The organism is Bradyrhizobium nanningense, from assembly GCF_004114535.1.
Classification (GTDB): Bacteria; Pseudomonadota; Alphaproteobacteria; order Rhizobiales; family Xanthobacteraceae; genus Bradyrhizobium; species Bradyrhizobium nanningense.
Genome location: NZ_LBJC01000030.1, coordinates 210875 through 228015, shown reverse-complemented (window position 1 = coordinate 228015; position 17141 = coordinate 210875). Strand labels below are relative to the sequence as shown.

21 protein-coding genes are annotated in these 17141 nt (G+C 64.6%); 17 read left to right on the top strand and 4 right to left on the bottom strand.

Annotated features, from left to right (window positions below; all coding sequences use genetic code 11):
• Window positions 1–199 precede the first annotated feature (199 nt).
• The 4 genes from XH84_RS26035 to XH84_RS26020 all read right to left on the bottom strand — a co-directional run bounded on the left by XH84_RS26035 (window position 200) and on the right by XH84_RS26020 (window position 4475).
• Window positions 200–835, bottom strand: coding sequence for a MarR family winged helix-turn-helix transcriptional regulator (locus tag XH84_RS26035; protein WP_128920252.1), 636 nt, complete (start codon window positions 833–835; stop codon window positions 200–202).
• 751 nt (window positions 836–1586) lie between these two features.
• Window positions 1587–2912, bottom strand: a complete 1326-nt coding sequence (fliI, locus tag XH84_RS26030) for a flagellar protein export ATPase FliI (protein ID WP_128920251.1) — start codon at window positions 2910–2912, stop codon at window positions 1587–1589.
• Window positions 2913–2954: 42 nt separating this feature from the next.
• Complete coding sequence (gene flgF, locus XH84_RS26025) at window positions 2955–3683, bottom strand: flagellar basal-body rod protein FlgF (protein ID WP_128920250.1); 729 nt, start codon at window positions 3681–3683, stop codon at window positions 2955–2957.
• Window positions 3684–3686: 3 nt separating this feature from the next.
• The gene (locus tag XH84_RS26020) at window positions 3687–4475 is read right to left on the bottom strand and encodes a DUF1217 domain-containing protein (RefSeq protein WP_128920249.1); all 789 of its coding nucleotides are present in this window, start codon (window positions 4473–4475) and stop codon (window positions 3687–3689) included.
• Between the two features lie 143 nt (window positions 4476–4618).
• Between XH84_RS26020 and motA the strand changes: the two genes are divergently transcribed.
• From motA to XH84_RS25935, 17 genes are all read left to right on the top strand, one after another.
• Entirely contained in the window at window positions 4619–5515 is an 897-nt protein-coding gene (motA, locus tag XH84_RS26015) for a flagellar motor stator protein MotA (protein ID WP_128920248.1), read from the top strand.
• On the top strand, window positions 5512–6453 hold the full coding sequence (locus XH84_RS26010; RefSeq protein WP_128920247.1) for a flagellar motor switch protein FliM: 942 nt from the start codon (window positions 5512–5514) through the stop codon (window positions 6451–6453). Before motA ends, XH84_RS26010 begins: the two co-directional genes overlap by 4 nt.
• A complete protein-coding gene (locus XH84_RS26005; protein ID WP_128920246.1) occupies window positions 6434–6748 on the top strand; it encodes a hypothetical protein in 315 nt (104 codons plus the stop codon). The genes XH84_RS26010 and XH84_RS26005 overlap by 20 nt, the downstream gene beginning before the upstream one ends.
• Before the next feature lie 76 nt (window positions 6749–6824).
• Complete coding sequence (fliN, locus tag XH84_RS26000; protein WP_128920245.1) at window positions 6825–7214, top strand: flagellar motor switch protein FliN; 390 nt, start codon at window positions 6825–6827, stop codon at window positions 7212–7214.
• A gap of 2 nt (window positions 7215–7216) precedes the next feature.
• Complete coding sequence (locus tag XH84_RS25995; RefSeq protein ID WP_128920244.1) at window positions 7217–8257, top strand: flagellar motor switch protein FliG; 1041 nt, start codon at window positions 7217–7219, stop codon at window positions 8255–8257.
• A 13-nt stretch (window positions 8258–8270) separates the two neighbouring features.
• Complete coding sequence (gene flhB, locus XH84_RS25990; protein WP_128920243.1) at window positions 8271–9356, top strand: flagellar biosynthesis protein FlhB; 1086 nt, start codon at window positions 8271–8273, stop codon at window positions 9354–9356.
• Between the two features lie 62 nt (window positions 9357–9418).
• A complete protein-coding gene (gene flgB / locus XH84_RS25985; RefSeq protein ID WP_128920242.1) occupies window positions 9419–9820 on the top strand; it encodes a flagellar basal body rod protein FlgB in 402 nt (133 codons plus the stop codon).
• 11 nt (window positions 9821–9831) lie between these two features.
• A complete protein-coding gene (flgC, locus tag XH84_RS25980) occupies window positions 9832–10248 on the top strand; it encodes a flagellar basal body rod protein FlgC (protein WP_097660216.1) in 417 nt (138 codons plus the stop codon).
• Window positions 10249–10250: 2 nt separating this feature from the next.
• A complete protein-coding gene (gene fliE / locus XH84_RS25975; protein WP_128920241.1) occupies window positions 10251–10580 on the top strand; it encodes a flagellar hook-basal body complex protein FliE in 330 nt (109 codons plus the stop codon).
• An 18-nt stretch (window positions 10581–10598) separates the two neighbouring features.
• Window positions 10599–11387 carry a flagellar basal-body rod protein FlgG gene (gene flgG / locus XH84_RS25970; protein WP_128920240.1) on the top strand — a complete coding sequence of 263 codons (789 nt, stop codon included), beginning with the start codon at window positions 10599–10601 and terminating at the stop codon, window positions 11385–11387.
• Window positions 11388–11400: 13 nt separating this feature from the next.
• A complete protein-coding gene (flgA, locus tag XH84_RS25965; protein ID WP_164936361.1) occupies window positions 11401–11877 on the top strand; it encodes a flagellar basal body P-ring formation chaperone FlgA in 477 nt (158 codons plus the stop codon).
• Window positions 11874–13004, top strand: a complete 1131-nt coding sequence (gene flgI / locus XH84_RS25960; RefSeq protein ID WP_128920238.1) for a flagellar basal body P-ring protein FlgI — start codon at window positions 11874–11876, stop codon at window positions 13002–13004. Before flgA ends, flgI begins: the two co-directional genes overlap by 4 nt.
• A 67-nt stretch (window positions 13005–13071) precedes the next feature.
• Complete coding sequence (locus tag XH84_RS25955; protein ID WP_164936360.1) at window positions 13072–13857, top strand: MotE family protein; 786 nt, start codon at window positions 13072–13074, stop codon at window positions 13855–13857.
• On the top strand, window positions 13858–14565 hold the full coding sequence (gene flgH, locus XH84_RS25950) for a flagellar basal body L-ring protein FlgH (protein WP_128920236.1): 708 nt from the start codon (window positions 13858–13860) through the stop codon (window positions 14563–14565).
• Window positions 14566–14604: 39 nt separating this feature from the next.
• Window positions 14605–15048: a flagellar basal body-associated FliL family protein gene (locus XH84_RS25945; RefSeq protein ID WP_128920235.1), complete on the top strand. Its 444-nt coding sequence runs from the start codon at window positions 14605–14607 to the stop codon at window positions 15046–15048.
• On the top strand, window positions 15045–15785 hold the full coding sequence (gene fliP / locus XH84_RS25940) for a flagellar type III secretion system pore protein FliP (RefSeq protein WP_126255035.1): 741 nt from the start codon (window positions 15045–15047) through the stop codon (window positions 15783–15785). Before XH84_RS25945 ends, fliP begins: the two co-directional genes overlap by 4 nt.
• Window positions 15786–16025: 240 nt before the next feature.
• Complete coding sequence (locus tag XH84_RS25935) at window positions 16026–16931, top strand: flagellin N-terminal helical domain-containing protein (protein WP_128920234.1); 906 nt, start codon at window positions 16026–16028, stop codon at window positions 16929–16931.
• Window positions 16932–17141 lie beyond the last annotated feature (210 nt).

Here is a 17141-nt window from a genome sequence, read left to right as displayed (position 1 = left end):
ACTCGTCCGAATAGGACCGACGTTGCCGTTTTGCCATCTGACACCTCTCGCTGCCTAAGCTATAGGTGTCCACCGATTTAGGGGAGGTCCAGAGTCTTGCCGCGGAGGGATTCCGGATTGCTTCGCTGCGCTCGCAATGACGATGTGGAGAGCGCCCGTGCGTATTCAGGAATAGGCTCGCCTGGAAATTGCGCGCGCCTCAGCCCTGACTCGCTATCCGCGCGCGGTCGAGATGCTCTTCGATCTTCGGGCGGTCGCGGGTGCGCTCGAAACTGGTGCACAGCAATTCGGTTTCCTCGAGCGAGATCGGAGCGCGATACAGCCGGCACATGAATTCGGTGCTTGCGCGTCCCTTGGAGGTGGCCGGGCCGCGTTCGGCGAGAAACATGCAGTCACGGCAGACGCTGGCATCGAGCCGCTGATGGGCCGCGTCGAGGTGATTGAGGACTTCGCGGAGCGAGTCGCGCAGCCTGACGCATTCGTCGTTGCCGAGCGCGGTGACCGCATTCACCACATGATTGATCGGGTCGTGCTGGTTCAGGCACTTCTCGCCCTGGGCGGTGACGTGCAGGACGACGGAACGCTTGTCCTCCTGCGACGGCTTCCTCACCAGAAAGGACTTGCTCTCCAGCGTCTTCACGATCTGCGATGCAGTCGCTCTGGTGGCGCCGATGAAGCCGGCAAGCGCAGACGGCGTACGCGAAAACCTGTTGGCGCGGCCGAGAAAGCGCAGCGCCATCCATTCCCGGTCGCGCAGTCCATGCTGATTGCCTTCGAAATACCAAGCCCTCGCCGCTTGAACCAGCAGCTCGACGGCCTCGCGCGCCAATGGCATGAATCTACCCCGTCCCCGGAACTTCGTCTGCGCCGTCCCGAAGCCGCTTTGCGCTGTGGTCCGCGAAGGCTCCGAAGCACACCAAGCGATTGCAACCGTCCGCCGCGCACGTCGTGTCGAGCTCTCCTTCGAATGAACGAATTGCAGCGCGCCCGATCTTTATCCGTGAGGCTCGCGTGCTCCGGAGTGAGTCACTGCGCCGTTGGTATGCCAACGGTGTCGTGGTTGCACGGGAGCCCGGTTTGCCGTCGCCAGCAGACGATGGATCGGAATAGTTCAACCGAAGCCCCTGAGTTCAAGTCACACGCAGACGTTTCTTATATTCCGTCGGAAACGATGAATGAGCTTCTCAACAAAATCAAGTAGAGACCCTCACGCGTCCAAGACGTCGTCGCAGGCGAATGTAACGTTCAAGACAATCTTGCTCTTCAGGACACATGATAGTGAACGCAATACGTTGGGTGGCAAACGATATGCATTCGGCGCCGCGGCACTTTGATCGCATCTCATCTTGCTGTCTGTGTTTCTGCGCAAATTGATTGAAGCTTGTGCAGGCCGACTTTGCGTATCGGCATGTCATCCACAACTTGTATGGCGCGTCGGCGGAATCGCTCGAGAGAACTTGCAGGAATTGCACGCGTCGGTTGTTGACCGTCATTGCGGCCGCAATCGCCGACGCCGACGCCGATGCTTCAGGTGCGAGCATCGGGCAAGCGGGCGCATGTCGCCCGCGCCCCGCGTTCTCGACCTGTTAGTCGCCCTTGAGCATGTCCCGGAGCTCGCGGAACGGATCGGCGCTCGGGGGAGCCGAAGCGTCCTGCCGCATCGCGCTGTAGATTCTCGGGACCATGTCGACCGCCTGGTCGAGGCCCGAATCACGTCCCGACTGGTAACCGCCCATCAGGCGAAGGTCGCGCGTGTCCTCGTATTTGGCGATCATGGCGCGCAGCTTGCTCACCAGTTCGCGCTCCTCGGGGTCCCAGACGTTATGGGCGAGCCGGGACACCGAGGCCAGAACGTCGACGGCCGGATAGCGCGCCTGGTCGGCGATGTGCCTGGAGAGCACGATATGTCCATCGAGCGTGCTGCGGATGGTGTCGGCGATCGGCTCGTTGTGATCGTCGCCATCGACCAGCACGGAGAAGATCCCGGTGATGGTGCCGGAGCCTTCCTCGCCCGGGCCGGCGCGCTCCAACAGGCGCGGCAGATCGGTGAAGACCGTCGGTGCGTAGCCGCGCGCGACCGCGGGTTCGCCTGCGGCGAGCGCGACCTCGCGGGCAGCGTGGGCGAAGCGGGTGATCGAATCGACCATGAGCAGCACCGATTCGCCCCGGTCGCGGAAATATTCGGCGACCGCCATGGCCGTCTTCGGCGCCAGCCGCCGCATCATCGGGCTTTCGTCTCCGGTCGACACGATGGTGACAGCGCGCTGACGATCGTTGCCCAGCACGTCCTCGATGAACTCGCGCACCTCGCGGCCGCGCTCGCCGACCAGGGCCAGCACGACGGTGTCGAAACCCTGGCTGCGGGCGAGCATCGCCAGCAGCGTCGATTTGCCGACGCCGGAGCCGGCAAAGATGCCGACGCGCTGGCCGGCGCAGATCGGCGCGAACAGGTCGATGACGCGCACGCCGGTGCGCAGCGGCTTGTGCACGCGTGCGCGCTTCATGGCCGACGGCGCGTCGGCCTCTGCCGAGACCGTCAGGGAGCCCGGGGTGAGGGGCCCCTGTCCGTCGAGTGGCGCGCCGAGGGCGTTGATGACGCGGCCCTTCCAGCTCGGATCGGGCGCAAAGGACAAGGGCGGCATCCGGTAGGCGACCGACCCGAGGCCGCCGGCGAAGTGCCGGTCGAACGGCTTGGCAACGATGCCGTCGCTGTCGATCCGCACCACCTCGCCGATCTGGGGCTTACCGGCCGAGTTGACGCCGATGAGCTCGCCGAGCCTGACGAAGCGCGACAGGCCGGAGACACGGAAATGCGTCGGCGCGATCTCGGAGATCGCGCCGCTGACGCTTGCCAGGGGAGTGCTCTGCTGAAGCTCCAGCAGCGCCCACTCGAGTTGCCGAAGAGCGTTCAAGGAAACCGTCCAACCTCAATCTCAATGCGCGCGAGGCGCGCTCTACTTGCCGGGTTCGCCCAGCGTCCGAATGGCGTTCTGAAGCGAGCTCTCGGTGCCCTCGATCATCGAATTGGTGCCGTCGAAGGCGCGCGAGGCCGCTATCAGCTTGGTCAATTCCATCATGGGATTGGCCCCGGAGCCCTCGACATAGCCCTGCTTGAAGCCGTCGCGCGAGAAATCCGCGATCGCGGTCGCGGGCCGGTCCGGCGTCACGCCGGAATTGCCGTAGCGTTCCAGATTGGCGTCAGCGGGAATGTTGAACAGGCCGATGGTGCCGATCTCGTTGTTGTCCTGGGTGATCGCACCGTTGCGCGCAATCGAGATCTGTCCGCCGTTGGGGTCGAGCGTGATCTGCGCGCCGCCGGAATCGACGACAGGGAAGCCGCTCACGGTCTGAAGATCGCCGTTGGGGGCGATCTGGAGGCGGCCGTCGCGGGTATAGACCGTGCCGTTCGGGCCGGCGAAGGCGATCCAGCCCTGTCCGACCACGGCGACGTCGAGCGGGTTGCCGCTCTCGGTGATGTTGCCCATCTCGCGCGAGATGATGTTGTCGCCGGGCGAAGAGAAGGCGACCGGGTTCGGACCCGCCTTGGACAGCACGGTTTCGAACTTCACTACGTCGGTGCGGAACGCCGCCGTGTTGACGTTGGCGACGTTGTTGGCGATCGTCTGCAGGCGCTTTTCGAGGGCGACCTGGGCCGACAATCCCACATAGAGGGCCGATTGCATGTGCTACTTTCCGAACCGGATGGACTGAAGTTTCGACAGCATGTCGCTATCCATGCTGGCCGACGCCGACGCGCCGCCGATCAGGACCAGCGCGGGATTGGTCGAGGTGTCGCTCTGGGCCTGGGTCGCGTCCCACATCGCCGCAAAGCGCTGCACGAACTTGGTGACCTTGGCCGGGTCCTGGAAATCGGTGAGCTCGACCTTGTTCGTGATCAGCTTGGCCTGAGCGTCGATGTTGCCCGCGCTGATCGTCGACGGCAGACCGAGCGCGGTCTGAACCACCTGCGTCAGCGCCTTGTCCGCGAGGACCTGGTAGGCGGTCCTGATCGTGGAGGCCTTGCGGGTGAAATAGAGCGCCAGCCGCAGACCCTCGTTCTGGTCGCCGGCCTTCTGCTCCATGGTCTGCGTGACATAGTGGGTCGCCGTCCCGGTCGTGGCCTGGGTGGTCTTGGTCGCGTTGCTGCCGAGAGCGGCGAAATTGAAGGCGGTGGCGAATTCGCGGTAACGGGCGTCGGTCAGCTTGTTGGCGAAGGTGTCCTTGTTCGCGACACCCTCGGTCAGCACCTTGCGCATGAACGCCTTGGCATAGGTCATGTCGCTGAGGCCGTAGGCCTTCATCGCATAGGAATAGAGGCGATAGTCCTTCAGGAAGTCATCGATCGTCTTCACGTTGCCGATATGGCTCAGGAAGTAGTCGGTCTCGCGGCTGACATCCGGCTGTGTCGCGACCTGCGTCAGCGACTTGCCCATGTCCTTGGTCAGTCTGGTGTAGTCCGCGATGGTGGATAGCATGACACGCGCCTCTCTGGCCGCCGTTGCGACGCCGCCTCAAGCTGCCGCCAATTGCTTGCGCGAGGCTGGCGATGCGGGAAGCCAGCTTCGCGCAAGGCTCGCCGACTAGATATTCCCGATGGGATCGGCGATGGAGCGGCGTGTTGGGCAGTTTCGTGGGGGTTTTCATCACGGTAGCGGCGCTGCTCGGCGGATTTGCCGCCATGGGCGGGCACCTGGCCGTGCTCATGCAGCCCTGGGAGTTCGTGATCATCATGGGCACCGCGGTCGGCACCTTCATCGTAGCCAATCCGTGGAAGACGGTCGTAGACACCGGGGTCGCCTGCATGCAGGCCATCACCGGCGCGGTGCCGAGTGAGCGCTACTATCTCGACCTGCTCGGGGCGCTCCATGCCCTGATGCGCGAGCTCAGGGGCAAGGGCCGCAACGAGGTGGAAGCGCATATCGACGATCCCGCGTCCTCCGAGATATTCAAGGCGTTCCCGAGCGTGCTCGGAGATCCCTCGCTGCTCCAGTTCATCTGCGACTATGTCCGCCTCATCATCATGGGCAATGCGCGCACGCATGAGATCGAAGCGCTGATGGACGAGGAGATCCACACCATCGTGAAGAGCAAGCTGACGCCTTACCATGCACTGGTGACGGTGTCCGAGGCGCTGCCGGCGCTCGGCATCGTCGCTGCGGTGCTCGGCGTCATCAAGGCGATGGGCGCGCTCGACCAGTCGCCGAAGCTGCTGGGCGGCTTCATCGGCGCGGCCCTGGTCGGAACCTTCGCCGGCATTTTCCTGTCCTACGGCGTCCTTTCGCCCTTCGCGATCAAGATCAAGACGACGCGCGAGAAGAAGTGCCGGCCCTACATCATCGTCAAACAGACGCTGCTGGCCTTCATGAACGGCGCGATGCCGCAGATCGCCGTCGAGCACGGCCGCAAGATGATCGCGAGCAGCGAGCGCCCGTCGATCGACGTCGTCGAGAACGAGACGATCGCAGGTCCCAAGGCCGTCGTCACCGAACCCGAACCCAAGGCTGCCCGCGCATGATGATGGGAGACGTCGAAGTCGATCAGCGCAAGCAGCTGCCGAACTACCTGCTGGACGCCGCCGGCATATCGGTCGAACGCATGCCGATGCTCAATGTGATCTTCGATCGCATGGCGGCATCGTGCACCGACAGCCTGCAGCCAATGGCGGGAACGCCCTGCTATTTCTCGGTCAACGGCATCACCAACGACCGGGTCGGCGACATCGTCAAGGACTACGAGGCCAACGCGGTCGCCGCCGTGCTCTACGCCGAGCAGTGGGATTCGCGCATCATCATCATGCTCGACCGCGATTTCGTGTTCACGATGGTCGAGGCGATGTTCGGCTCCGACGGTGCCGAGCCGCCGCTCGACGTCGAGCGCTCGTTCTCGAACATCGAGATCCGGCTGGTCCAGGCGCTGTTCGAGCGTTTCGCCAAGGCGCTGCAATCTGCCTTCGCCGGCACCTCCAACGTCACCTTTCGCGTGGAGCGGGTCGAGACCGCGATGGCCTCGCTGGCGATCGGGCGGAGCGGCAACATGTCGATCTGCGCGAACATCATGTTGCAGGCGCTGTACCGCGGCGGCCAGATGTTCCTCATCATTCCGCACTCCGCGCTCAATCCGCTTCGGCAGAAGCTCGCCCACGTCGTCGTCAGCGACGGCCGCGCTTCCGATCCGCGTTGGCGCGAGCAGATGGAGAGCGAGGTCCACAGGACCGAGGTGACGCTGAGCGCGGTGCTCGACGAGAAGATGATCTCGCTCGAGGACGTCGTGAAGTTCAAGATCGGGCAGGTGCTCGAGCTGGAGGCCACGCCGCGCACGCTGGCCCGGCTCGAGAGCAACGGTCAGGTGCTGTTCTGGTGTCAGATCGGTCAGCTTGATGGCTACTACGCCATGCAGGTGGCCGATCCCGTGGATCAGAAACGGGAGTTCGTCGATGATATCCTATCTCGTTGATGCCGTGCTGCTGATTGCGCTCGCCTTCACCAGCATGCGGGTGACCCGGATGCACCGCGAGCTGGCGCGGCTGCGCAGCTACCAGGGCGAGTTCTCCACCATCGTCCACGAGACGGCGGGCGCCTTCGACACGGTCATCACCGCGGCGCATGATTCCACCGCAAATCTCGGGCGGCTCGCCAACGTGCTGACCACCAAGATCGATCAGGCCCAAGAGGCGATCGCGGCGCTCGACGCCCGCACCGGGCTTGCGCCGGCCGCGACCGCAGGCGGCACCGAAGTGAACAAGCACTGAAGCCGGAGCCGGCAAGACCAATACGATCGGAACGTCGAGGCGCTCCGGGAGCGGAAATACCAAGAGGCGATACCAGATGGCGCAATCCTTCGACTATGACTCTGCCACGCGAGCACCTGCCTCCGACGAGGGGCATACCGACACGACTCCGCTGGAGCGGCTGGCGGAGATCGCCGCGCGCACGGCGGAGGAGAGCGGCAAGTTCGCCAATGTCGATGCCATCCTGCGTATTCCGGTCACCATGCAGGTGGTGCTGGGATCAGCGACCATTCCGGTGGCGAACCTGATGAAGCTCGGCCGCGGCGCGGTGGTTCCGCTCGACCACCGGGTCGGCGAGCCCGTCGACGTCGTCGTCAACGGCCGCATCGTCGCCCGCGGCGAGGTGGTCGTCGTCGAAGAGGACAATTCCCGCTTCGGCGTCTCGCTCACGGAGATCGTCGGACCGCTGGGGCAGGGTGATAGCTGACCATGGCGGCACAGGTCGGCATCGCCCCCATCAAGCAGCGAGGCGTTGCCACGCTGGGGGGAACGGAAAAGGTCGCGGCGCTCCTCCTGGCCATGGGCCGGCAGGCGGCCGCAAGCGTGCTTCAGCAGTTCGAGCCGCAGGAGATCCGCATCGTCACCAAGGCCGCAGCGGAGCTGCGGCCGATCACGGCGCAGGAGCTCGAGGGGATCGTGGAGGAGTTCGCCCAGCAGTTCTCGATGGGCGCCAACATCCTCGGCACGCTGGGCGGTCTCGAGGCCGTGCTCGGTGACGTGCTTCCGGCCGATCAGGTCTCGCAGATCATGTCGGACCTGCTCGGCAATTCGAGCCGGTCGGTGTGGGACCGCGTCTCGTCGGTCTCTGAAAACTCGCTCGCGAGCTATCTGTCCAAGGAGCATCCGCAGACCGCGGCGCTGATCCTGTCCAAGGTCAAGCCGGCCTGCGCCGCCAAGGTGATGAGCCAGCTGCCCTCGAGCCTGCGCAACGAATTGATGCGGCGCGTGCTGAGCCTCAAGCCGATCGCCGACGACGCCATGAGGGTGCTCGAGAAGACGCTGCACGAGGATCTGACGCTGAATTTCGCCCGCAATCTCGGCGCCGATACTTACGCCCGCGTCGCCGACATCATCAACAAGATGGAGCGCGGCCACATCGAGGACATGCTGAAGAGCCTGTCGGAAAAGCGGCCGAAGTCGGCCGAGGTTCTGAAGGAGCTGCTGTTCACCTTCGACGACGTCGTCAACCTGACGCCGAAGGCGCGCACCATGATCTTCGACCAGGTGCCGACCGATCGCATCGTCATCGCACTGAAGGGAACCGACAAGCATTTCCGCGAACTGATCCTGTCCTCGGTCGCATCGCGCGTGCGCCGCGTCGTCGAGCACGAGCTCGCCATCGGCGAGCCCTCGAACCAGCGCGACGTGCTGGAGGCGCGGCGCGTGATCACCGATCTCGCGCTCGAACTCGCGGAAAAGGGCGAAATCGAGCTCAACCCCGAGCAGGAGGATGAGCTGGTCTTCCGCTGACCGCTGAACGGGCATGGCAGAAACATCCGATCAGGAGAGCAAAACAGAAGAACCGACCGAGAAGAAAGTCCGTGATGCGCTCGAACAGGGCAAGATCCCGGTCTCTCGGGAGGCCTCTATTTTCGCCTCGATGGCCGCGCTGATGGTCATTCAGGCGTTCCTGATCGGTCAGGGCGTGCAGCAATTGACGCCGACGTTGACGAGCCTGCTGGACGATCCCGAAGGTTTCCCGCTGTCCACCGGCGCGGACGCGCAGAACCTGCTCACCGTGGTCGGTCTCCAGGCGCTGCGTTTTCTGGTGCCGCTGGTCGTCGTCCTCATGGTATTCGGGCTCGCCTCCTCGCTGCTGCAGAATGCGCCGCGCTTCGTGCTGGAGCGCATCAAGCCGGAATTGTCGCGCATCTCTCCGGTCGATGGCTGGAGCCGGATCTTCGGAACGCGCGGACTGGTCGAGTTCGCCAAGTCGCTGTTCAAGCTGGCCGCGGTGACCTCCGTGGTCGTCTTCGTGCTGCGCTCGTCGGAGGCGAAGGCGTTCGAGGCCATGTACACCGATCCGGTTGCGCTGCCGGAGATGATCCTCAACATCGCGATGCGGATCGTCTCGGCGATCTGTATCGCGACCATCATCCTGGTCGCGATCGATCTCGCCTGGGCGCGCTTCCACTGGCGGCGCGAGCTGCGCATGACCAAGCAGGAGATCAAGGACGAGCACAAGCAGGCCGAGGGCGATCCGCTGATCAAGGCCCGCCTGCGCTCGCTGGCGCGCGACCGCTCGCGGCAGCGGATGATTGCCTCCGCCGCGCGCGCGACGCTGGTGATCGCGAACCCGACGCACTTCGCGATCGCGCTGCGCTACAACCGCGAGGAAAATCCCGCGCCCCTCGTGGTGGCCAAGGGCATGGACGTGATCGCGCTGAAGATCCGCGAGGTCGCCGAACAGAATCGGATCCCGGTGATCGAGAACAAGGCGCTGGCGCGCGCACTCTACGAGGCCGTCCAGGTCGATCAGGTGATTCCGGCTGAGTTCTTCCGGCCGGTCGCCGAGATCATCTACTTCCTTCAGTCGAAGCAGGCGCCGCGCGCCGAGAAGGTCCAGTAGAATTCCGAGCAACGTCCGGCCCAACAGCTTGACGAAAGCTTAACGCCCTAGGCTTCTCCCGAATGGACCAGAACGGGGCTGTCGTGGGACCGCTTTATCTCTTCGAACTCGCATCGTCGCAGGCGCGCTACCTCGAGCTCCGCCAGTCGACCATCGCCACCAACGTCGCCAACGCCAATACGCCGGGCTTCAGGGCACGCGACGTCGAGCCCTTCAACAAGGTGCTCGACGGCATGCCGGTGAGGCTCGCCACGACGTCGCCCTCGCATCTGCAATTGTCCGCGGCCGAGACCGATACGCGCGCAACCGCGAAGAAGGACAGCTGGGACGTGGTTCACTCCGGCAACTCCGTCAGCCTCGAGCAGGAAATGATCAAGGGCAGCGACGTCAACCGCGACTATTCGATGAATTCGGCGATCGTGCGGTCGTTCCACCGCATGGTCCTGTCGAGCGCAAAGGCCTGAGGTGAACTGACATGCTGGACTCACTGAGCGCTTCCCTGACGGTCGCGAGCTCCGGGCTCGAAGCGCAATCGACGCGGATGCGCATCGTCTCGGAAAACCTCGCCAACGCGACCTCGACGGGGCGCACGGCCGGCGCCGATCCCTATCAGCGCAAGACGATCACCTTCGATGCCGCGATGGACCGTGCCTCGGGCTCGCAGCTCGCGAAGGTCAAGGAGATCGGCGTCGACACCACGCCTTACCGCGTCGAGTACGATCCCGGACATCCCGCCGCCGACAAGGCCGGCTACGTCAAGATGCCGAACGTCAACATGATGATCGAGATGGCCGACATGCGCGAAGTCAACCGGTCCTATGAAGCCAATCTCCAGGTCGTGAAACAGGTCAGGTCGATGCTCGGCATGACCATCGACCTCTTGAGGAGCTGACAATGCTTGAGGCGATTTCATCCACGGCGGTCGCCGCAGGGCAGGCGGCGTCCCGCGCGACCGAGACGCAGGCGATCTCGCCCGCCGCGACGACGGCAATCCAGTCCGGAGACGATGTCGGCTTCGAATCGGTGATGAAACAGGTGACGACCGATGCAATCGGGACGCTGAAGGCGGGCGAGGCGGCGTCGATCTCGGCGATGCAGGGCAAGGAATCGACGCGGCGCGTCGTCGAAGCGCTGATGTCGGCGGAGCAGGCCCTGCAGACGGCGGTCGCGGTTCGCGACAAGGTCGTGCAGGCCTACCAAGAAGTCGTCCGGATGTCGATTTGATCTGAAGGAGTGGGTTAAGTGAAATCGCTTGCCATTGCGGCCACGGGCATGAACGCCCAGCAGACCAACATCGAAGTCATCGCGAACAACATCGCCAACATCAACTCGACGTCGTACAAGCGGGCGCGTGCGGAATTCACCGATCTGTTCTACCAGATGGACCGCATGCAGGGCGTGGCCAACGTGAACGGCTCCTCGCCGATTCCGGAAGGCGCCAACCTCGGCCTCGGCGTCAAGTCGGCGGCGATCCGCAAGCTGCACATCCAGGGCGCGCTGACGCAGACCGGCAACCCTTACGACCTCGCGATCAACGGCCGCGGCTGGTTTCAGGTGCTCGGTCCCAACAACGAGGTGCAATACACCCGCGCGGGTTCGTTCAACACCAATGCCAACGGACAACTCGTCACGATCGACGGCTACCTGCTGGATCCGGCGATCACGGTGCCGCAGGGGACGGTCGAGGTCACGGTCAACGCCACCGGCCAGATGTTTGCCAAGCTCGACACGGAAGTGAACCCACGGCAGATCGGCCAGCTCAACCTTGCCAATTTCGCCAACGAAGCGGGCCTCGAACCGCTGGGCAGCAATCTCTACAAGGAGACCACGGCGTCGGGCACGCCGGTCGTCGGGCTGCCGGGCGATGCCGGCTACGGCAAGATCAACCAGAAATATCTCGAAGCCTCGAACGTCGATCCGGTCAAGGAAATCACCGAGCTGATCTCGGCGCAGCGCGCCTACGAAATGAATGCCAAGGTCATCCAGGCCTCGGATGAAATGGCCCAGACGGTCTCGAAGGGCATGCGCTAGGTCCGGTGTATCTATGTTGAACAGGCTGGGCCTGATCATGCGCGGGTTGGCCGCCGTGCTGCTGATTCTGGCTTCAGTGCGCCTTGCTGGCGCCGAGGAGAAGCGGCTTCCCGTGCCGGCGGTTTCGATCCGCGCCGGCGAGCTGATCCGGGACGACATGATCATCGAACGCGCCTTCGCGCCGAACCTGCTCGGCGTTGCCATGTTCATCGAAGGGCGCCAGGTCCTGGTTGGCCGCATGGCGCGGCGCGCGCTGTTGCCGGGCCAGCCCATTCCCAGCAATGCGGTGGAAGATCCCTGGACGGTCGCCCGCGGCGCCATGGTCAAGGTCGTGGTGGAAGACAGCGGGCTGTCCATCGTCACCTACGGCTCGGCGATGCAGTCCGGCGCGGCCGGCGCGCTCATTCCGGTGCGCAATACCGATACCGGGGTGGTTATCAGGGGCGTCGTCCAGCCGGACGGCACCGTCAAGGTCGTGGACGGCTCATGACCAGGCTCCTGCTTGCGCTCGTCCTGCTGCTCTCGGCCGTCAGCGCCCATGCCGCCGTCCGCATCAAGGACATCGCGGACATCAAGGGGCTGCGCGAAAACCAGATCGTCGGCTACGGCCTCGTCATCGGCCTCAACGGCACCGGCGACACGCTTCGCAACGCTCCCTTCACGGAGCAATCCCTGCAATCGATGCTCGAGAACATGGGCATCAACGTCAGGAACGAGACCACGAGCACCACCAATCCCCCGCGTCCGACGACGCTGCGCACGCGCAACGTCGCGGCCGTGATGGTGACTGCGGACTTGCCGCCCTCGATCGGGCCCGGCGAGCGCATGGACATCACGGTGTCGTCGCTCGGCGATGCCACCTCGCTGCTCGGCGGCACGCTGGTCATGACGTCGCTGCGCGCGGCGGACGGCGCCGTCTACGCGGTGGCGCAGGGCGCGATCACCGTCGCCGGTTACAACGTTGGTGGCCAGGCGCAGAACGTCAGCCAGGGCACGCCGACGGCCGGGCGCATCCCGAACGGGGCGCTCGTCGAACGCGCGGTGCAGGGAAGTCTCCATGAGATGGAGTTCCTGGTGCTTGAGCTGAAGAACCCCGACTTCGTCACCGCAACGCGCATCCTCGACGCCATCAACCGATACGCCGGCGGACGCTACCGCGCGCAGATCGCCTTCGAGCGCGACTATCGCACCATCGTGCTGTCGAAACCGCGCCACATCGGCCCGGTCCGATTCCTTGCCGAGATCGGCGAGCTGACGGTCGAGCCGGACACGCCGGCGCGGGTGGTGATCAACGAGCGCACCGGCACGGTGGTGATCGGGCGCGACGTGCGGATATCGACCGTTGCCGTGACGCACGGCAATCTGACGGTCCGTGTCACGGAGATGCCCGTGGTGTCGCAGCCGGCGCCGTTCTCGCGAGGCCAGACGGTGGTCGTCCCGCAGACAATGGTCGAGGCCAACGAGGCCGGGTCGCAGGTGGCGATCCTCAGCGGGGTCGATCTGCAGCGCCTGGTGCGCGGGCTGAACCAGATCGGCCTGAAGCCGTCCGGCATCATCGCGATCCTTCAGGCCATCAAGACCGCCGGCGCGCTCCAGGCCGATGTCATCGTGCAATGATGCATAAGCGTCGTGCAAGCTTGGTCGCTCAATGCTGAGGTCTGAAGCGAGAATCGCGCGCGGCCCGATGCTGAAGCTGGATCACAAAGCCAAACTCCTCCTGCTGGTCGCGGCATCGATGCTCGCGGGCGCATCGCCCGTGCTCGCCCTGGACGAGGCCAGGCCCTCGAAGCCGCTGAACCTGCTCTCCTTCGCGCGCGCCCGCGCGGCCGGGCCGCAGAAGCCGCAGCCGGTCACGGCGCCGCCAAGCGACAATGCCTCGATCCGGGCGGCCGCATGGGCCGCCGAAGATCAGGGCCCCGCGGCCACCGGCGCGGTGCCTGCGTCCGAAACGCCTGCGCCTGCGCAAGCGGCTGCGCCCGCACCCACGCCTGCACCGGCCCGACTGGTCAAGCCCGGCAGCGTCACGGCGCCGCCGAAACCCGCGCCGCCGCAGGCCGCGGCGTCCGCGGACAACGAGGTCGCGCTGTTCTGCAGCAACGTCGCCGATCCCGCCGTTGATGCGAGGCTGGCCTGGCAGCTCAAGGAATTGCAGAAGGCCGAGACCCTGCTCCGCGAGCGGATTGCCGAGGTCGAGGCCAAGCGCGCCGAATATGAAAAGTGGATGGAACTCCGCGACGACTTCCTGAAGAAGGCCGAAGCGAGCGTTGTCGAGATCTATTCGCGCATGAAGCCCGAAGCCGCGGCGACCCAGATCGCCGGCATGGCGGATGAGACCGCCGCCGCCGTGCTCGCCAAGCTCAGCCCGAGGAGCTCGAGCGCAATCTTCAACGAGATGGAGACGGCACGCGCGGCACACCTTGCCGACCTGCTGGGCGGAATGCGCCGCGTGGATGACGGAAAGACCAAATAGATGAAGACGCCGATCCGCATCCTCCCGCTCGTCCTGGCGTCCGTGCTGCTGGCGGGGTGCTTGCATGACCCGGCCGAAATCCTCACCGGCCCGCAAATGTCGCCGGTCGGCAGCGGCTTGAGGACCCAGGCCGATCCGATCCCGGTGACGCCGCGCATGCGCACGCCCGTCAGCTATCGCTCGACCTGGGACGACGGCACCGATCTCTACCGCGATCCCCGCGCCCGGCGCACCGGCGACGTCGTGACCGTGATCATCTCGATGCAGGACAAGGCCAAGCTCGACAACAAGACCGGCCGCTCCCGCGACTCGCAGGTCAAGTTCGGGCTCGACTGGCTGATGGACGTCGCTGGATGGCAGGACAAGGGCTCCACCAACGCCAACCTCAGCACCAACACCCAGATCAAGGGCAACGGCCAGATCGACCGCACCGAGGACATCAAGCTGTCGATCGCCGCCATCGTCACCGACGTGCTGCCGAACGGCAACATGATGATCAGCGGCTCGCAGGAGTTTCGCGTCAACACCGAGATGCGCGTGCTCAACGTCGGCGGCATCGTACGCCCGCGCGACATCTCTCGCACCAACACGATTTCCTACGAGAAGATCGCCGAGGCGCGCGTCTCCTATGGCGGTCGCGGAAATCTGTCCGACGTGCAGCAGCCTGGATGGGGGCATCGGATCTATGACGCCGTGGCACCATTCTGAAGGCCCTGCCGGCAGGGCCGGGCGAGGGCAGGGGACGTCATGCGCCTGATTGCGGCCATCGTGGTGCTGACCCTTGTCGCGATCGGCGCGGGAGCGCTGGCCGGCCTGCATCTGTTTGCGACCGCCGAGCGCGTCGCCGACGCGAAGAAGAGCGCGACCCCGCCGCCGCTTGCGTCGAGCTACGCCGGCAGCGCGCGGCTCAGGAAATTGTCTCCGATCGTGACCAATCTCGCCGCGCCGGCCAACAATTGGGCCCGCATCGAAGCCTCCATGGTGACCGAGAGCATGAGCGACGAGGACGCCGGCATCCTGGCCGCCCACATCAGCGAGGATATCGTGACTTACTTGCGGTCCGCCTCGGTGGCGCAGTTCGAGGGATCGCGCGGGCTCCAGCATCTGCGCGACGACCTGACCGAGCGCGCCGCCATCCGCTCGTCGGGCAAGGTCCGCGAATTGATCATTGAGACGTTGGTGATCCAGTGAGAGTGAAAGTCCTGCTGCTCGCGTTGATCATGGTCGTGCTGCCCGAAGTGGCGCTCGCCCAGATTCCTGATCTCAACTCGCTGCTGCCGCCCGGAAACGGCTCGACCAGCGGCCGGATCATCCAGCTGATGGCCCTGATCACGGTGCTGTCGGTGGCGCCGGGACTGCTCATCATGGTGACGAGCTTCACGCGATTTGCGGTGGCACTCTCGTTCCTGCGCGCCGGGCTCGGCCTGCAGACCACGCCGGCCAATCTGGTGCTGATCAGCCTCGCGCTGTTCATGACCTTCTACGTGATGGCGCCGACCTTCGATCGCGCCTGGGAGACCGGCGTCCAGCCGCTGATGAAGAACGAGATCTCGGAAGAGCAGGCCTATCTGAAGATCACGGATCCGTTCCGCGAGTTCATGCTGGCCCATGTCCGCGACAAGGATCTGCAGACCTTCGAGTCGCTCGCCGCGGAGAGCTTCCGCAAGAAATTCGACGACAAGCGTGTCGATTTGCGCGTCATCATTCCGGCTTTCATGATCTCCGAGCTGAGGCGTTCGTTCGAGATCGGATTCCTCATCATCCTGCCGTTTCTGGTGATCGACATGATCGTGGCGACGCTGACCATGTCGATGGGCATGATGATGATGCCGCCGACGATCCTCGCGCTGCCGTTCAAGATGCTGTTCTTCGTGCTGATCGACGGCTGGAATCTGCTCGCCTCCGGACTGGTGCGCTCGTTCTCGTAACCGCGGCGATCATCGGTCGACTCGTTATGGTTAGCGGAAAGTAATATTAACCATATGATATTGCTTGGGAATTCAAGCCGGCCTTAATCCGGCGGCAAGATTCGACGTGCTAGCAATGCGTCACGGCGGGTTGGACCTCACCCACATCAGTCCAAAGGCATGATGCCGCCCTGTCGTACCGGTGCAAGCCCGGTATGTCCCCTGATGAAAATGTAACGCGTACATAAAGGGACATTCGCAATGTCAAGCCTGCTTACGAACTCGACCGCCATGACCGCGCTCCAGACCCTCCGGTCTGTCAGCTCGCAGCTCTCCACCACGCAGAACCGGATCTCCACCGGCCAGCGCGTGGCCACCGCCTCGGATAACGCCGCCTACTGGTCGATCGCGACCTCGATGCGCGCCGACAACGCCGCACTCTCCGCCGTCTCCGACTCGCTCGGTCTGTCGGCCGCGACCGTCGACACCGAATATACCGCTCTGACCTCGGTCGTCGGCAACAGCACCGGCGGCCTGACCAAGCTCCAGTCGTTGCTGGTCGAAGCCAAGACGGCCGGTATCGACCGCACCAAGATCCAGGCGGACATCACCCAGATCCAGCAGCAGATGAAGGGCACGGCCAACGCGGCGACGTTCAATGGCGTGAACTGGCTGAGCACCAACGCCTCGACGCCGGCGACGGTCAACCTGGTGTCGTCGTACTCTCGCGTCGGTGGCACGCCGACCACGGGCTCCATCACCCTGACCGTTGCCAACTACTCGCTCTACACCGCGAGCACGGGCGGCATTCTTGACACGGTGAGCGGCAGCGCGTCGGTCGACACGATCAACATCAGCGCGCTGACCGACTCGGCGGCCGACCAGACCACGCTCGATGGTTACATCGCGCAGGTCACCGGTGCGATCAACTCGGTGGCTTCCGCCGCCGCCAACCTCGGCGCGGTCAAGAACCGCATCTCCACCAACACGGACTTCGTGAAGTCGCTGATGGACTCGGTGGATCGCGGTATCGGCCAGCTCGTCGACGCCGACATGAACCAGGAGTCCACTCGTCTGGCGGCTCTCCAGGTCCAGCAGCAACTCGGCGTTCAGGCACTCTCGATCGCCAACAACGGCAGCCAGAGCATCCTGTCGCTGTTCCGCTAAGCCGCAAAACGATCTGAGGAGGGCCGCGCTTCTGCGAAGCGCGGCCCTTCCATTTGGCGCGACGCCGCGCGCACGTCGTCATTTCGGGCCGCCCTGTTGCAGCCGGGGCACAGCGCCACAAGCCTCGCGCAAGCTTCGGCCGCTAACCTCTCCGCTACGACAGGTTGGGCCCTCCATCCGCTTTTGCGCGGCCCAAAGGCATGACGCCGC

Bases quoted from the DNA above. Each gene is read 5' to 3' on its own strand.
- flgI (WP_128920238.1), top strand. From the start codon at position 11,874: ATGACCAGGCTCCTGCTTGCGCTCGTCCTGCTGCTCTCGGCCGTCAGC.
- flgC (WP_097660216.1), top strand. From the start codon at position 9,832: ATGCTGGACTCACTGAGCGCTTCCCTGACGGTCGCGAGCTCCGGGCTC.
- XH84_RS25995 (WP_128920244.1), top strand. From the start codon at position 7,217: ATGGCGGCACAGGTCGGCATCGCCCCCATCAAGCAGCGAGGCGTTGCC.
- XH84_RS25955 (WP_164936360.1), top strand. From the start codon at position 13,072: ATGCTGAAGCTGGATCACAAAGCCAAACTCCTCCTGCTGGTCGCGGCA.
- XH84_RS26035 (WP_128920252.1), bottom strand. From the start codon at position 835: ATGCCATTGGCGCGCGAGGCCGTCGAGCTGCTGGTTCAAGCGGCGAGG.
- flgF (WP_128920250.1), bottom strand. From the start codon at position 3,683: ATGCAATCGGCCCTCTATGTGGGATTGTCGGCCCAGGTCGCCCTCGAA.
- XH84_RS26010 (WP_128920247.1), top strand. From the start codon at position 5,512: ATGATGATGGGAGACGTCGAAGTCGATCAGCGCAAGCAGCTGCCGAAC.
- XH84_RS25945 (WP_128920235.1), top strand. From the start codon at position 14,605: ATGCGCCTGATTGCGGCCATCGTGGTGCTGACCCTTGTCGCGATCGGC.
- flhB (WP_128920243.1), top strand. From the start codon at position 8,271: ATGGCAGAAACATCCGATCAGGAGAGCAAAACAGAAGAACCGACCGAG.
- flgH (WP_128920236.1), top strand. From the start codon at position 13,858: ATGAAGACGCCGATCCGCATCCTCCCGCTCGTCCTGGCGTCCGTGCTG.
- fliE (WP_128920241.1), top strand. From the start codon at position 10,251: ATGCTTGAGGCGATTTCATCCACGGCGGTCGCCGCAGGGCAGGCGGCG.
- XH84_RS26005 (WP_128920246.1), top strand. From the start codon at position 6,434: ATGATATCCTATCTCGTTGATGCCGTGCTGCTGATTGCGCTCGCCTTC.
- XH84_RS26020 (WP_128920249.1), bottom strand. From the start codon at position 4,475: ATGCTATCCACCATCGCGGACTACACCAGACTGACCAAGGACATGGGC.
- flgB (WP_128920242.1), top strand. From the start codon at position 9,419: ATGGACCAGAACGGGGCTGTCGTGGGACCGCTTTATCTCTTCGAACTC.
- XH84_RS25935 (WP_128920234.1), top strand. From the start codon at position 16,026: ATGTCAAGCCTGCTTACGAACTCGACCGCCATGACCGCGCTCCAGACC.
- fliN (WP_128920245.1), top strand. From the start codon at position 6,825: ATGGCGCAATCCTTCGACTATGACTCTGCCACGCGAGCACCTGCCTCC.
- flgA (WP_164936361.1), top strand. From the start codon at position 11,401: ATGTTGAACAGGCTGGGCCTGATCATGCGCGGGTTGGCCGCCGTGCTG.